The sequence below is a fragment of the Pseudomonas sp. OG7 genome, from assembly GCF_014192825.1.
GTDB classification, from domain to species: domain Bacteria; phylum Pseudomonadota; class Gammaproteobacteria; order Pseudomonadales; family Pseudomonadaceae; genus Aquipseudomonas; species Aquipseudomonas monteilii.
The window spans coordinates 843,867-858,693 of the sequence record NZ_JACHYK010000001.1 but is presented as its reverse complement, the minus strand read 5'-3'; the positions used below and the strand labels follow the sequence as shown (position 1 = coordinate 858,693).

Annotated in this window: 15 protein-coding genes; 4 read left to right on the top strand and 11 right to left on the bottom strand. The window is 59.1% G+C overall.

Going from position 1 to position 14,827, the window contains the following annotated elements; translation table 11 throughout:
* Positions 1 to 20 precede the first annotated feature (20 nt).
* Positions 21 to 674, bottom strand: coding sequence for an OmpA family protein (locus FHW75_RS03980; RefSeq protein WP_025754286.1), 654 nt, complete (start codon positions 672 to 674; stop codon positions 21 to 23).
* Complete coding sequence (locus tag FHW75_RS03975; RefSeq protein WP_019097452.1) at positions 671 to 1,162, bottom strand: hypothetical protein; 492 nt, start codon at positions 1,160 to 1,162, stop codon at positions 671 to 673. The genes FHW75_RS03980 and FHW75_RS03975 overlap by 4 nt, the downstream gene beginning before the upstream one ends.
* Positions 1,163 to 1,465: 303 nt before the next feature.
* Here FHW75_RS03975 and FHW75_RS03970 point away from each other — a divergent pair, with 303 nt between their 5' ends.
* Together FHW75_RS03970 and FHW75_RS03965 are read left to right on the top strand one after the other, a co-directional pair.
* Positions 1,466 to 1,999 (top strand): hypothetical protein, encoded by a 534-nt coding sequence (locus FHW75_RS03970; RefSeq protein WP_019097453.1) that lies wholly within the window; start codon positions 1,466 to 1,468, stop codon positions 1,997 to 1,999.
* Positions 2,000 to 2,035: 36 nt separating this feature from the next.
* Positions 2,036 to 3,277 carry a DUF6685 family protein gene (locus FHW75_RS03965; RefSeq protein ID WP_183673151.1) on the top strand — a complete coding sequence of 414 codons (1,242 nt, stop codon included), beginning with the start codon at positions 2,036 to 2,038 and terminating at the stop codon, positions 3,275 to 3,277.
* A 40-nt stretch (positions 3,278 to 3,317) separates the two neighbouring features.
* Here the strand turns inward: FHW75_RS03965 and FHW75_RS03960 are convergent, their stop codons facing one another.
* From FHW75_RS03960 to FHW75_RS03940, 5 genes are all read right to left on the bottom strand, one after another.
* On the bottom strand, positions 3,318 to 3,752 hold the full coding sequence (locus FHW75_RS03960; RefSeq protein WP_027610084.1) for a hypothetical protein: 435 nt from the start codon (positions 3,750 to 3,752) through the stop codon (positions 3,318 to 3,320).
* Between the two features lie 131 nt (positions 3,753 to 3,883).
* Positions 3,884 to 5,689, bottom strand: coding sequence for a DUF2235 domain-containing protein (locus tag FHW75_RS03955; RefSeq protein WP_183673149.1), 1,806 nt, complete (start codon positions 5,687 to 5,689; stop codon positions 3,884 to 3,886).
* A gap of 27 nt (positions 5,690 to 5,716) precedes the next feature.
* On the bottom strand, positions 5,717 to 6,169 hold the full coding sequence (locus FHW75_RS03950) for a hypothetical protein (RefSeq protein ID WP_019097457.1): 453 nt from the start codon (positions 6,167 to 6,169) through the stop codon (positions 5,717 to 5,719).
* Positions 6,170 to 6,281: 112 nt separating this feature from the next.
* Entirely contained in the window at positions 6,282 to 6,677 is a 396-nt protein-coding gene (locus FHW75_RS03945) for a hypothetical protein (protein WP_019097458.1), read from the bottom strand.
* A 125-nt stretch (positions 6,678 to 6,802) separates the two neighbouring features.
* Entirely contained in the window at positions 6,803 to 9,745 is a 2,943-nt protein-coding gene (locus FHW75_RS03940; RefSeq protein WP_183673147.1) for a DotA/TraY family protein, read from the bottom strand.
* 845 nt (positions 9,746 to 10,590) lie between these two features.
* Between FHW75_RS03940 and FHW75_RS03935 the strand changes: the two genes are divergently transcribed.
* Both FHW75_RS03935 and FHW75_RS03930 read left to right on the top strand, forming a co-directional pair.
* On the top strand, positions 10,591 to 11,154 hold the full coding sequence (locus tag FHW75_RS03935) for a hypothetical protein (RefSeq protein ID WP_232062831.1): 564 nt from the start codon (positions 10,591 to 10,593) through the stop codon (positions 11,152 to 11,154).
* 12 nt (positions 11,155 to 11,166) lie between these two features.
* Positions 11,167 to 11,520 (top strand): hypothetical protein, encoded by a 354-nt coding sequence (locus FHW75_RS03930; RefSeq protein WP_019097462.1) that lies wholly within the window; start codon positions 11,167 to 11,169, stop codon positions 11,518 to 11,520.
* 86 nt (positions 11,521 to 11,606) lie between these two features.
* On the opposite strand, the gene FHW75_RS03925 is transcribed toward FHW75_RS03930, so the two are convergent.
* The 4 genes from FHW75_RS03925 to FHW75_RS03910 form a co-directional block, all read right to left on the bottom strand.
* A complete protein-coding gene (locus tag FHW75_RS03925; RefSeq protein WP_084296672.1) occupies positions 11,607 to 12,455 on the bottom strand; it encodes a hypothetical protein in 849 nt (282 codons plus the stop codon).
* A gap of 37 nt (positions 12,456 to 12,492) precedes the next feature.
* Positions 12,493 to 13,071, bottom strand: coding sequence for a hypothetical protein (locus tag FHW75_RS03920; protein ID WP_025754292.1), 579 nt, complete (start codon positions 13,069 to 13,071; stop codon positions 12,493 to 12,495).
* Positions 13,071 to 13,913, bottom strand: coding sequence for a hypothetical protein (locus FHW75_RS03915; RefSeq protein ID WP_019097465.1), 843 nt, complete (start codon positions 13,911 to 13,913; stop codon positions 13,071 to 13,073). The genes FHW75_RS03920 and FHW75_RS03915 overlap by 1 nt, the downstream gene beginning before the upstream one ends.
* Before the next feature lie 114 nt (positions 13,914 to 14,027).
* Positions 14,028 to 14,825: a hypothetical protein gene (locus tag FHW75_RS03910; RefSeq protein WP_183673145.1), complete on the bottom strand. Its 798-nt coding sequence runs from the start codon at positions 14,823 to 14,825 to the stop codon at positions 14,028 to 14,030.
* Between the last annotated feature and the right edge of the window lie 2 nt (positions 14,826 to 14,827).

Sequence of the window (14,827 nt, the reverse complement as noted above, 5' to 3'; positions counted from 1 at the left end):
TTGCAGGCATGGCCCCGCCGCTATCGAGCAGGGGCCGCACTTGCCTGATACTGGCCGAAAAACTCGAACTCAACCCGGCGATTGGCGGCGCGGCCACTCGCGGTCTCATTTGAGGCAATGTAGTCGCCCTCCTGTCCCTCGGCACTGATCTTCGCTGCCGCCACACCGCGCCGCACCAGATACGTTTTTGCGGCTTGTGCCCTCAGCAAGGCAACACGCCGATTCGCCTCGACCGTGCCGACGCTGTCGGTGAAGCCAATGATCTTCACCTGTAGCGCGTCCTGCGCAGAGCGCACCAGAATATCGCCATCCTCGGCACTGGGGTTGAAACGCGAGTGGCCAAAGGCGAAGTTCAGGGTCATGTGGTTGATCGAAGACTGGATCTGGTCCTGCCGCGCGCGAATCGCCAGCAACTCCTGACGGCTACCATTGGCATCGGCCTCTGCTGCTGCCAGGCGAACCCGCAGGCTCTGGATCTCGACGTTCAACGCATGGATGGTTTGCTGCATCTGCGCCGTATCACCGCCCTGGACAGTAGATGAGTGGTAGGGGACCGGCGCAGCAGCGCTTTCTACTACCTCGAACCCCGCCAAAGCCCTCGGGGCGAGTACTGCCGACATCACGGCCAGCATCAGCGGCAGCACCCGGCGAGGGGTGGCAATAATGGTGCTCATACATCTCTCCAGTACCGCAAGATCAGGTAAACGATGACGGACCAGGCATACCCCAGCATCAGGGTAAGCATGCCTGCCAGCAAATAGGTGCGCAGCGGGTCGACGGCATCCTGGCCAAGTGGCTGCAGACCGGGCACCAGCGTGGCCGGGAACCAAGCGAACAGAAGCGCCACCAGCGGTGCAAGCCAAAGGCCCAGACGCAGCCTCTGGTGGTCACCGTCGCGCGTCCACCATGCGTACCAGCCCAGGCTGAGCAGGTAGGCGGGCAGCAGCATCACACTCAGCAACAGTGCAGACAGGGAAAGCGCAGCGGCATAAAAGCGTGGCGAACCTTCGGCCATTTCACCCATCAGGGTTGCAACGACTGCGATGGCAAACGCCACAAGTGCCACCAGCAAAGGCACCGACAACAGCCACAAGGCGGCGCGGCGATCGCCAACCAGCCTCAGGCCCGGCACCACGGCAAGTGGAGGTAGCGGGTAGGACATGCCATGAAACTCCTTGTAAGGGCCAGAACGCCAGGTTCCAGTACAAACGTCTGTGCAACCGGTAACGAAGGGTATTCGCCAGCGCTCGACATCCTGTCAACTGTCAAAATGACCTATCAGAAAAATGTTTATTCTAATGGCTAGTATGAGTTTGAGGCCCTGTGCCGTCAAGGTTTGAATCCCTGCCATAGGGAGGCGCTCACTTGACCATACGCAAGACGCAGCGCAAACTCACACCATACAAAAAACGTTTTTCTAACAAGCTAAATTGATAGCAATTTGTCTTCCATAAGGATCTGACGCATGAAAGCCCTGCAACTCGCCCTGCCGCTGCTGGTTTCGCTCGCCTGCTCTACAGCTCATGCCGCAAAGATCGACCAGTCGGAGGCCAGGGCACGTCTTTCCCAGGTGCTTACCTGCGAGCGCAGCGTATCGCCCGAGCAGTTCGAAACCCTGATCCACGCCGCCGACGGCAAGGCCATCGTGCAGGCTTCGGATTTGTCCGACGGCGAATACACCGTTCCCAACCCAGTGGATGTTTTCGGCCGCGCCATCACTCGGCTATCGATGCACCCCGGCTCCAATGGTGAAGGCGACTTCGATACTTACGCCGGCGCATTCACTGGTGAAAGCATCCAGACCGTCGCCAGGCTGGCCGACATCCCCAAGGACCAGTTCGGCGATTACAAGAAGGAAGTTGGCAACCACGACCTGTGGCTCTACGTCGATGGCAACGACACCTACATCAGTTGCTCGAACAACATGCGCACGGTAGCCAAAACACTGAAACGCACGGCACGCGAGGCGGCGGACGCCGTAAAACGCGTCACACAGTAATACCCAGCGCCGACTGGCGCCGAATGGAGTCACACCATGAGTTTCAGAACACTGGCTGCAAAGTTCCTGGAAACAGTCAAGGACGACCTGGGCATCCCCGCCCGGCTAGGCAAGGTGATTGCGGATACGCCGGGTATTCGGATGCGAGTGGATGACACCGCTGCCGTCATCGCCTCATCCAGCGTGGTGCGCTGGCATGAATGGCCTCATGGCCAAGGCAGCGAGAAACGCGGCGAAGTCAGGGGCTGGCGCACCAGCGGCGGCCATTATCAAAGCGAGCACCGGCACATTCCGGCGCTGGCCCGACTGGGCAAGACCGAAACCTCGGCAGGATTCAACTGCGACATTGGTGACGTCACTGGCCTGTCCGCCTCCAAATCCGAGCTGTACCGTTTTTTCTCCATGCAGCAGATGGCTGAACAGGCCTGCCAGCCGTTCATCCGGGATGTAAGCCAGGAAGGGCTTGCGCAAAACCTGCGCTGGCCTGAGATCGGTATTGTTCGTGGCAGTAGCGACTTCCTGCTCCAGTACAGCTGGGACGATGGGCTGTACCTTGCCAACAGCGGTGGCTCGCACCATTTCGTCGCCGCCCGGCATATCGCCGGCCAGTTGCAGCAACCCGTTGCGCTGCAAGGTCGCCTGGTTCGCCACGGCCTGGATGCCGAGGCTGCGGCTCAACTCAATGATCAGTACGCCATCTACGCCATTGCCAAAGATGCGTTTTTTGCTGAAGCGCTCGATGCCCTGCGCGACTTCAGGGCCACCCACTACTGGGCAGACCTGCCGCAGCCATACGACAACGGCCTGGCGATCTTCCTGCCAAGAGACGAAGCGCGCTCACGCAAAGTGGCAGAAGTCTTCGCCAGAGAAGGTTTTACCAATGTGGGCGACGTGGTGGTGGAACTTGCTTCCCAGGGCGCAGCAGCAGAGCGCCGGCCCCGTCAGGATGAGATGCGCCTGCGCATTGAAGCCTTGCCTGAGCTGGAGGCGAAAGCCGGTGTCGCGCACCTGTTCGGCAAGCACGCCGCAGCCCGTCTTCGCAACGAGCTGGCAACGCAAGTGGATTGGCAAGCCGTGGAGCAAGCGACCATGGACGAAGCCTTTGGCGTTCATCGGCTCGACGCCCAGAGCGTTTACGATGCGCTGGCCCGACACAGCCCTGGGGCCACCTCCGGGCACGCGCTGAACACCCTGCGCGCTACTGTGGACGGCTATGCCAGGCTTCACGAGCGCAAACTTGCCAAACAGGCAACGCCCGACGCACCGACCCCTGACTGACAGGCCTCACCAAGGCGCGAGCGAGCAATGTCATGCCGGCCTACACCGAGCAATACTGGCCGGCCAACTGGTGAATGTGCTCCGCCGATTGCGCCTGGGCCTGGGCCTGCTCGCAGGCCCATAGCAGCGTCCCGGCATCGGGCACATATGCCTCACCGCTCGCCTTCTGCCCCACGAACCAAAGCGCACGCATGACAAACAGCGGATCACTGCCCAGCCGCTGATCATCCACTGCCTGCAGGTGGCTGACCAACGCCTGGAGCGCCTTGCCCAAGGCTTTAGCCTGACTGAACTGGACCAGATTTCCCAGTTCTTCCGGCTTCATGGAAGGATGAATGGTCAGCGGCGTGCAGCGCTCGGAATCGAGCAAATCCCAAAACGTCACGCCGTCCTTGCAGACCATCCCAACGCGGCGACCACCCGCCATGTCATCGACCTCGATGAAAGTGCCTGGCTGGTATTTGTGGATTTTCATCTTCTAGCCCTTACCGATTGACTGACCGACCACCGTCGGCAACAGGTGCATTCTAAGCAAGCGGGCAACAAAAAACCTTAAGGCCAATGCTTGCAAACACCCGTATTACAACAGTGCCAAGCTTCGCTTACTCACGGCTCGGGAGCGCTCCAGTGCGCAGTGCGCTCCAGCTCAGCAGATTCAGGGCGGGCAACCACGCACCGGACCGATGATTGTCCATCCGCACCTACAAGCTCGTAGCCGTCCTTCAACAGCCCTTCCGGTCGCCCGGAAATCCACTCCGCAGCCTGCCTGAAGCCGTCGTAGAGGAATCCGGCCTGTGCCGCCGGCGCAACATGCTGCATATCTATCGCAATCAACACGCCGCTCTCGATGTCGAACGAAGGCACCTTGTGCACGGCCTCCAAGGTACCCACCACATTGCCGTTGGTGTCGTGCAGCATGAATGGATCATCAATATCCAGAGGCGCCCTGGCAAGTGCACCTATTGCGGCATCAGCGACAATACGGCTGGCCTCGTATTCAAAACCCAGATCAGCAAATGCTGATGAGCTTCTGGAGTCGATTTTCACAACTGCGTGGCTGGCCGTCAGCCCCGGCTTCGGCACAGCAACCGCTTCAAGCCCCAGCGTTTGCAGGTATTCCTTTTCAGGCTTCGAGTTCGACATTAACTCGGAAAGTTCCGATACCTGAGCCAAGGCCACAATTTCTGGCTTCACACCCTCCGCGGCCAACTCATCGAACAGTTCCGCCCGCGCTTGCTCAAGGGTGACTGGAGCCTCGGCACGCTCGAACATCGCATCCTTGAGTTTGTCTCCAAGCCCGCAGAGCAACTGCCCTACCTGCTTGCCCACCCGCTGGACAGCGAGCTTGCCGAGACTGTCATCGTTTTCGAAAATGACTTTTCGGCCCTCTACAGCCTGCGCGAACGGCTGACTCTGCCGTTTGGACTTGTCAAACGTACCGCGCTGAAAGAAGAACGGCGTATTGTCAATCACCTCAAGCGAGCCATCCGGGTTTCGCCTGAATGCTTCATTGCCCTTTCTGAGCCGCGAATCGATCAAGGCCTCCTGCACCCGTTCGAGGTCTTTGATCAGCACATTGTATTGCTCGACTCGCTGCCTATCTTCTGGCAGCAGCGGCTGCAGCTCCACGCCAGCAGACACCAGCGCCTCGTACATGACCGCCAGTGGCCCGGCCGCCAGCACGTCATTACGATAACCGCCGCCTATCTGCGAATGTGCCCCTGCGAATTTGAGCTCTGTTATCCGGGAGTTGTCGCTGTTTCGCAACGCGCTGGTCAACGGGAACGTATCGCGGTACTCATTCATCGCGATCAGGTGTGTGGTCGAAGCGACGTTCTCGTGAATAGCCAGATTCTTCGCCACATGGCTTTCCGTTTTCGGGTTGCCATAAGACGCGACAGTATCGAACAACCCCAATTTGTTGATACGCGCCTCTCCGGGCGGGATCAGGTACTCGCCCGTTGCTTTCCACTGGTCATTGAGCATCGGCACGCCGCGCTCGATGAACACATTGGCCAGGGCACGGGCCTGCGCGGCACCACGGCTGAAGCCAACCACATTCACATCGACCTGGAATTCCGGGTTCTTGTTGTGAAACCGGACAAGGGTTTCATAGGCCTGCTCGATCCGGTTCTGGCTGCCGCTGCCCGTGGCACCTTCGAACATGGCCTTGGGCCCTTGGACTCTCTGGCTTCCAACCCCGTCGAAGTAGATCTTTTCCGACAGCCCATAATGCTGCCTGCCCTCGTACTTCAGCGCCACGTGAGCCGAATTGCGGGCAAGGTTGGTCCCCTGCGCACGGTCCCGCTCGTAAAGCCGGGCAACATTGGTATGGGTACCCTTGGGCTGGTCATTGTCCTTGTTGTTGCCCGTACCATCAAAGTACACCGTGACGTGCAATGAATCGCTCATGCCATATCCCTATGAACAAACGTCGGATCAGTCCGCATTCAACTTCAGAATGTGATCGCGTATGGCAAACCCGGCCTGGTCGATGAGCGGCTCCCAGAACTCACGCCCCCTGGCCATCAACGGCGACCCTCGCAAAGCGTCTGCCGATGCACGCAGTGCCAGCACCCCGAACTCTTCGGCCATACTGATGATGCTGCGCTTGCGCCTGTCCAGGTTGTCATACGGTTTCTGATACCACGTCGCGATCTGGTACTCGACACCCTGCTCTTCGAACTTGGCGTACAGATGAGAGACCAGGGCAATGATGGTTTCGCGAATCAGGCCAGGGTCGACGCCCTGTGCTTCCAGGAAGGCTTGGGTAGGTATCTGGGCAACCGCCAGCAGGTCTTCGTGGGTATAGCCCGACATCGGCGCAAAAACGCCATCCGGCAACTCCGTATCGGCGCCTGAGTCTTGGCCGGTGTTTTCATCATCTTGCATGAAGGGCTCCAGAACAGATCAGCTCATGAAAATGAGCGCAGGGAAAAGGAAGTTGATTGCATGCCAGGTCAATCCATATTCAAAAACGGTGTGCTTTCAGAAATCCAAGTTTCTAGGGCACATTCGAAGGCGTCTGCATACGTCGCGCTGCAGCATGATAAAGGAGCGTGAAGTCGCCCTTCGCCTCCAGTACTTCGCCATGAAAAACCGCAGAAACAAAGGGGGCCACCCTGAAAAAGTCAGGCAGCACCGCGGGTGCAGTGGCGTGAATGGGGAAAATCGGGTTGGCGGGCGCAGCCAACTGGAACGCATAGCCAAAGCTACCCAAACCGACGCGCTCGGACAGCGACTGGGCAATGCACAACACCGCCACCAGGCCAATTTCCGCTACATCATCGGCATATAACTCCCCGCCGTCATAGATGAACTGCTCACCACGCACGATGGCCTGGTCGGCCAGGCCGGTGAGAAGCCGTCGAAGCTGGTCTTCCAGTTGATTCTCAGCCATGCGAAGTCTCCGCCAAGCGATCCGGGTTGCGTATCAGGGTGCGCACACGATTGCGCGTCTTCGTCCAAGACAACCAGTGGCGTGGAAAATTCCCGCCGACCGATGGCGATGTGCCAGCCAGCCCTTCACTGGCCCTCTTCATCGCCATCCTTGGCGCTTTCCGAGCCGGCACCCGCGGGGAGCGAGGTGTCATTGAACTGTCGATTATCGGAGCCGGCACTGCCCGCCCCTGCCTCCGACGTGGCAGTCTGACCGTCATTTGCACGGCTCCCTGCAGGCGCCGAGCCCCCCTTCAGCGAATCCTTGAATGCCTGGATTCGAGCGTCTGCGCCTTCATTGTAAGCGGCCTTGCCTTCGGCACCTGCCGTCGAAAAGGCCTGCTTGTAGTCGGCTCCCGCAGCAACTGCAGTAGAAGCCATGCCTGCCCCCGCTGTCAGCGCACCATTGGCAACAGCATCACGCACTCGCCCCCCCAGGGAGGCCGAACCTGATTCGCGGAATGACTCCACGCCAGCACGCCCGGCGGACAAGGCGACGCTACCTGCCCTGCCCAGTGTCCTGCCGGTAGCGGCAGTACCCCCCGTAATTGCCCGCCCCAACGCTACACCGGCTGCCTCACTGCGCTTTTCACCCAGCGTGCGCTTGTCACCCGATTCTGCCTGGGCTTTCGCGCCCGAGTCACCGGAAGACGAGCCGGAAGACGAGCCCCCGACACCCTGCCCGTTCGCGCTGACCAGCGCCGCATTACCACCCGAACCACCGCGAGACCCGCCCCCTTTAGGCCCACCACCTGGTGAATTGCCGTCTGGCGGTGGCAGCCTGCCTTTGTCATGCCCCAGGCGCATGCCTGTACCGGACCCCTGTATTCCAGCACCCACCGAAGCCATGCCACCACGCATCTGGCCCACGGCATTGGTCTCCCCCAGGTCACCTATGCCTGCACCAATCCAGCGCAGCACCTGGTCAGGCAATGTCTGGGGCAAGCCGAAGATCATGTACAGCACGGGCAACAACGTCAGCCCGAAGACCATGAACCACCAGGCAAAGGTCAGGAATTCCGAAATGGCACCCACACCACCTGACGAGGACACCACAGCACCCCGCATGGCGAAGAAGCCCTGGGCGATGTAGTCGATCACCGGGTCAGACACCAGCACCGCAGCAAACAGGCCAAGAACAGCCAGCGCAGGGCGAGCGAACAGCGAAAGCAGCAACAGGTAGCCCTGCGTCTGGGATCCCACGAACGTTCGATCCGGCGTCATGTGCATCACCGCCCACAGCGGCGCAGCAATAATCGATTGCAGTACAGCAAGTACCCATCCAACAAAGACGATCATGAACAGCGTGTAAGGCAAGCTAGGGAGAAAGACTGCAAAGTAGAACGCCAAGGGTTCGATATAGGATGCCATCAGGGCGAGTTGCTTGACTGGCACCGTCAATACCCAGTCCCAGAGAGGGGTGACGACCTTGTCCAGATCAAGCCCGTTACCCAAGCCCTTGACCGATGAAAGCGCGCCTGCAACCACCCGTATCGCTGTGCCGGCCGTCTTGATAGCCACATCGGCCACAAGAATGCCGGCGCGCGCAACGGTCAAGTAATCTCCCACACATTTCATGCGGTTCATCGAGCCACCCATCTGCCCGGCCGTGCCGCACAATGGCGTCTGCCCGTTGCTGCCCGCCCCCGTTGCAATCTCCACCACGTTCAGCATTACGCCGTTGACGAACGATGACATCTTGGAGTCCATGTCAGCTTTCAAAGAGCCGACATTGATATCGCTGTTGGGGTCCTTGGGAATGAGGCTGGCTATGTCCTCCGGCTTGGACGTGGTCGATTGCTTGTACCCGGGCTTCTCTTCCGCCTTCTTGTCGATTGCCTCGGTGACCGTGGTTACGCTGTGGGTCAGCAAAGACGCCCGAGCGTCGGCAGGCAATGCGCCAAGGGAGGGAGCGCTGACCGAACCGACCGGCTCTGACAGCACGCCAGCAATCTGGCCGCGGACCATGCCAACACGCTGGAACCATCCGCCCGCCGCAGCCCAGCCATCATTCGTGAGTGTATCCAGGAAGTCCTTGAGGCCACCTTCCACATCGCCTTTGTCACTGTTCACCTGGGAGTACAGCTGTGTCGCGACCTTCTGTTCAGCCTCGTTCACGATGACATTGAACTGGTCGGAGTCCACTGCGTCCCAGCCCGAGTCGTTGATAGTCGCAGGCCAGGTACTCACCCAGCTGTCCAACTGTTTCATCATGCCCGTCGCGGCTTCACGCTTCTTGCCCTGCACGTTCACCCGCAATGACTCAAGCGCCGTCTCCATCGCCTCTGTCTGGGGCTGTGCCGCGTAAACCGCCACCTTCACGGTGCCACAAAAAGGCGCACCGCCTGCCAGGTTGGTAATTTTGTTGCGGTCCTTGATCTCGAAGATGTACTCGGTGCGGCCATTTGTCGTGACGAGCTTGTCCTGGGACGACTCAGCCCTGACCTCAGGGGCTGCACCGGACGCCGGGTTGTTCGCATAGATCGAATTGGCCGCCGTGGCGCAGTACGTCGCTGCCAGGTAGCTGCGGGCAAAATCGCGCAACCCATAGAAGTTGCCCGGTGAGTTGACCCCCTCGACGATACCGTTCGGCGACAGGACGCCCATGGCCATCCCCGCCTTGTAGGTGCCGTTGGCAAAGCCGACGCCCCACAGGGAAAACATCAGGACAATGAGCTGAATGAATGAAAAACCGCTTGTCGTCGGCAGCAGCACAGCGCCACCCGCCACGATCCGCACAGGCGTCCAGAGCGAGGACCAGCTCTTGCCCATCGCCTCCCCATCGTTGGCCGTGTTGGTTACACCCATCACGGCAACGTAGGAAACGATAAGCGAACCGATGATGAGGATTCCGCTATTGAAGAAGCCGAACATCGTCGCGAGGATGTTTGCGCTTGCCTGCACAGTGTTGGGGTCGGTGCCATTGACCAAGGTATCGATTACCGGGCCAAAAATCCTGCCAAGCATCTTGACTGACTGGTCGCTGCAGTCGCTTGGATCGCTGCACGGTGAAAACGGCATCTGAGCCATTGGGAATACCTACCTGAATCGAATAGCGGACGGTTGATCTAAATCGTTCGCGACGAATTCCTTTGGAATGCTCCGTCGTCCTTGAGTTGAGCGGCATCAGCCCTGCGCGTGCTGGCCTGCACAGGGGCTTGCAGCCTGAGCCATGGTGCTGACCTACGAACCATGATCCTTCAGATATAAAAAACATGGCAATCTTAAACCACAAATCGCCAAAAAATCAAAATATTGATACGAAAGAAAATTAACAAGAAACGGTAAAGACTTGATCATCACGACTAGGCGGGAACTGAAAGGGAAATTCGGGAAGCGATAAAATCCAAAAAAATGACGCAATAAAGCGTCAAAAACACGATAAAAGTGGAAAAATCCAGACAACCTGTTTTCCGCGGATAGCGCTCGCCTCGTCAGCACAAGTAACTTTTCGATACCTGGAGAGGTGCTTATCACTCGACCTTTTCTGGAAAATTCCGCGTGACACCCCTCAAAAAGCCGCTCAATCGGCTTTGTAAAGTTGTGTAAATAGACATTTCACCTACTGGCCAGCGCAGCAGGCGAGCGGCATGATTGGCGTCAACCCCCCATTTAATGGGCGAATGAGCTTACCCATCGCCTGACGAACATTTTCCAGGCACAAGGCACCCAGCCGTCCAAGGGATACCTTAAACCGCCAGAAAACCGATTTATCCGACTCAAGCACAAGAAAAATAACAGTAAAAATGCTATGGTCACTCAAGCAGCGAACCTCCAGGCTCGCGGCGGACTGGCGACTGAATCGGGCACGCTCAAGCCCTGTGAACAAATGACGGACATAGATGCAGCTATCAATACGTGATGCGAGCCGATTCGTGATCGGCGCCGGGTTAATGCGCGAAAAAGCGATCGAGGCCTCGGGCAACCCTGCAATCAGTTTTGGCAACGTAGCGCAAGCCGCTCTGCGGCAAGGCCCCGACGGCCAGAAAATCCGCCAGACGATCGACACACTGGCCGACCAGGAGTCTGCATACCTGCGCGCTACACCTCCCCACACCTTGAGCTCAGATCGGGTGATGCAAAGCCGGGAAGCCGAAGTGAACGTATTCACCGCTATCCACCGTGCCGTGATCGGCAGCGTAAACCTCGAAGCGGCCAGCCCATCACGGAAAAGTGGCGCAGAGGCCGATCTGCACCAATCACTGCTCGACGCATTCGAGGCGATCGACAACACGCCTGGCTCGCGGACAGATCGGGAAGGCTTGCTTGCCAGCGTGCGCGAGCAGGTAATTGCAGCCTCTTCCGATGCCGACGGCATGAAGCGAATGCTGCGCGACAGCGAACAACGCTACCTGGCGGCCGACCTGGACAAGACCTTCGCCCGCTATGCCAACGCATCATTGCCACGCAGCGAGAGCAGCAACGACTACAGCATGTAAGGATCACAGGCCATGCCGACTGCACAGGCGTTTCAGAGCTTCACCGCTTCCGTATTTCCTTCTCAATCGACGGAAACCGTCATCGCCAAGCAACCCGTACTGGCCGAATACGGCCGCGAACTGCGTAACGCCATCAGCCAACTGCCGCCAGAAGCAACACGATCGCTACTGGGCGAATATGGCCAGGCATCCCCAGCACTCATAACGTCAATCGAGGGCTCCATTCTGGATCGCGAATTTGCCCACGAACGCGCTGCCCAGCAGGCAGACGTCAGCCAGGACTGGCTGACCGCTGCCGATGCGCACGGTACAGGGATCAATGAGTCAGCGGCAGCAGCAGACGACACCTGGAACATGAACCCCTAGCCACAAATGCAGGCACAAAAAAACCGGACCAGCGTCCGGTTTTTTTGTGCCTGCCATCACCAGCAAAAGGCCGGCGAACCCGCACCCTATCGCGAAGCAGTCTTGAACTGCCGGGTACTGTCCTTGCACCCCATGGATGCAACAGTGAACAACACCTCATACCGCGTGTATGCACTGGCAGAAATGCTCGATGGCCTAGGCCCCTTGTCCACGGTCTTGCTGTACGCAAGCACCGCATCGCACGCGATAGCATCCACGACCTGGTTGCTGACACTAGCCGCACGCTGGCGCATCCCCAGCTCGAACTGCGCATCATCCAGAACAACCGGCGTACGCGCTGGCGTGGTCGCCAATGCAGCGTAAGTCCCTTGGGTTTCCCCCAGCAAACGTACGGCAATCGTGATAGCGCCACCGTTCTCGATCCGCGGATACCCGGCAAACCGCGCAGTGAACTTATCCGTAGCCGCCAACTGGCTTACCGTGCGACCCACCACTTTGGCCCAGTATTCATTTGGCGGATTGGACGGCTCATACGCTGGCGCCCCTCGATCATAGGGCTTGCCCGCCATCCTGAGCTGCTCCTGGCGCAAGAAGTAGCTGGAGCGGCATTTGTTACTAATCTGCGCCTCCAGCGGCCGACCAGACTTTGCGCTGTAAAGCAAAGCAGATGCGCATTGCAGCTCGAACTGCCCGTTGAGGTACAGTGGCTCACCGGTCCCCAACGGACTTATAGTGGGAATAAGGTTGACCGCCCCCCCACCGGCCCCTCCCGCAACCCCGGTCACAAGGGCATTGGGCATCATCGAAGTCAGCGAACTGACAGCCTCGTCCGAAAAGCGAATCTTGGTGGTCCCGTCCGGCATCTGCTCGGTGGTTACACAGCCTGCCATTGCCGCAGCCGCCAGCAGGGGCAGGATGAGTTTGCACTTGGTCATGCTCGTGTCCTTACTTGAAAAATCTGCTTGAGCGCGATCAGAAGAACCGCCCCATGTCTTGCTGCCTGACCTTCGCCTGGCGAGTCTCGCGCAGCTGGCGCACCACGTCACCTGCACGCATCTCGACAGGGTCGCCACAGGGCTCACCCACCTCGACCACGTAGCCATCACGTACGCCCACCTGCACAAACTGCACGAACCTGGCATTGGCCATGAGCGCACGCTTGCTGCCCTCGTCGACAAAGATGCCGAGCGCCAGTGGCGGCATGCGCGAGTCCATGAAGCTGACACCCTCGACCGACAGGTACAGCCGATCGGAAACGTAGGCGGCCTCGAAAGGCATGCACGAAGCCCAGGCGGCCTCGAATGGCTGGACACCCACGTACAGGGTGTCGCCTTCCAGCGCAAAGCTGAATCGCCCACTTTGCATGGGCGAGAGCAACATCACACGATCGTGTTCGGGATGGCGCAGCACTTCGTCCCGCTTGAAGTTTGCCGTCCAGCGCAGAAAATTGGCGTACGCCACCACTTGCCTGGCGGCCCGCGCTACACGAGCCCGTTCTTCTGCACCTATTGCCGGCCCGACATCCTTATGGCCCTGGGTCCCCATCAACATCAGTCCTCGTGTTTTTTGCGCTTTTCCAGCATCCCGAAGAAGTCATCAAGAATCTTGTTCAGCATTTTCTGCGGCGTGTGGCCAAAGTTCTTGGCGTGCTCCGAAACCCGCTCGTGATTGTCGTTGCGCAAGGTGTAAGCGTTGGACGGATCCTTCTTGCGGTTACGGAACGAAATCAGCCCCGAACGGCGCGCCATCGACATCATGCGCTCGTAATCGGTGTGCGAGATGTTGAACTTCTTGCGGATATCAACCTTGGTCAGGCGTTCGTCCGCCTTCATCAGGCGAACCGACTCCAGCATCAGGTTATGCAGCTGGTTCAGACGCACCAGGTGGTTGAAACCGCTGTCGATCTGGCCTCGCTCCACTGCCCCGCGATCGGTGTCCGGGCGGGCCAGGCCACTTGAGAGGCTCTTCAGCACGACTTCATCGGACAAGTCGAGCGGGTTTCGGTTCTTCTTGGTCTCCTTGAAATCAGGCGACTCGCCGCTCAGGTAGTAGACCGAGCCTTGCTTGCCGATTTCCACCTCCAGGAAAGAACAGGCAACCATGAAGATGTCTTCGGTGCAGAGCTTGCGCGACACACCCTGCTGAACGGCTTCGCGGCTCAGCGGCTCGCCCGCCGCACGCATGGCCGCATGGGTATGCTTGGTCCGCTGGATGTCCTGGACCATGTTGAAATACGACTTCAGCGGCAGCACCTTGTCGGACAAGTTGACCAGCGGGTGCAACTCCTTGACGGTGTCTGCCAATACATCCGGCGAGGGGACCAGCAGGGACCGCAGCCCTTGGGCCAGCGACAATAACTTGGCCCCGTCTTTCACTTCATTCGCTGGTCGCATATACGTACCTAAGGTTTTCCAATCCAAAATAGTCTTCAAGTGCCTGCGGGGGAGCAAACACCCCGCTCAAGCAGAACAGCAGCCGAAGGCTTCCTTGGGGATGGGAGCAGGTAATCATTGCGGCGCCAGGCACCCGAGATCACCCCCCTGACCTGGGTCAAGGCCCATGGACTGAAGTGTCTGCTTGGTCAGCTCCACCTGCGCCTTGATCGACTCCGGGTCGTTCGCCATCTGCTGCGCGACAGCATTTTCAATCGGCGACCGAGAGGAAGCAAGGTTAGACAGGGTCGCCATGACCGCAACCACGACTAATGGAGGGACAAGCCAAGCCAAAGCCGTCTTGCGCCGGCGCGACCTGGCCTGCCGTGCAGCATCACTGGCGGCTTGCTCGCGCATGGCTTTGCGCGACGGCTGGGGGGCTGCAGCAGCATACTGCGACGCACCCACCGCAACAGGCTGGGAGGCCTCAGGCAGCACGACCATCCGTTCGGCTTCGTCGCGCTGGAAGTAACTGTTAAGTGCCTCGTTCAAGCATTCCGAAAGCGCCTGACGCACGGTGTAGGCGACCAGCGCCGGATCAATGTGCGGGGCCAGCGCGCCCTTGCGATCGGCTTCGGCATGGAACACCAGCTGCAGAGCGGCCAACTCGTGGTTCGCCTGCACGCCAGCTTCGCCCTGGATTGCCAGGCTGACGCTGCCCTTCAACAGACGCTGATGGCCGTCGTCTTCAGCCATGTCGAAACCGCCAACCACCAGGGTCAACTGCTGGAACCCCTTGGGAATGCGCACCGTCCGCGTTGCACGCAGTACATCGTTGGGGCATTGGCTGTCGAACACCACCAGCAAGTGCTCGCCCGAACCGAAGATGCGAATGCTGGGATCGAACTCGAAGTTCGGCGCTTTGGCTTTCATGT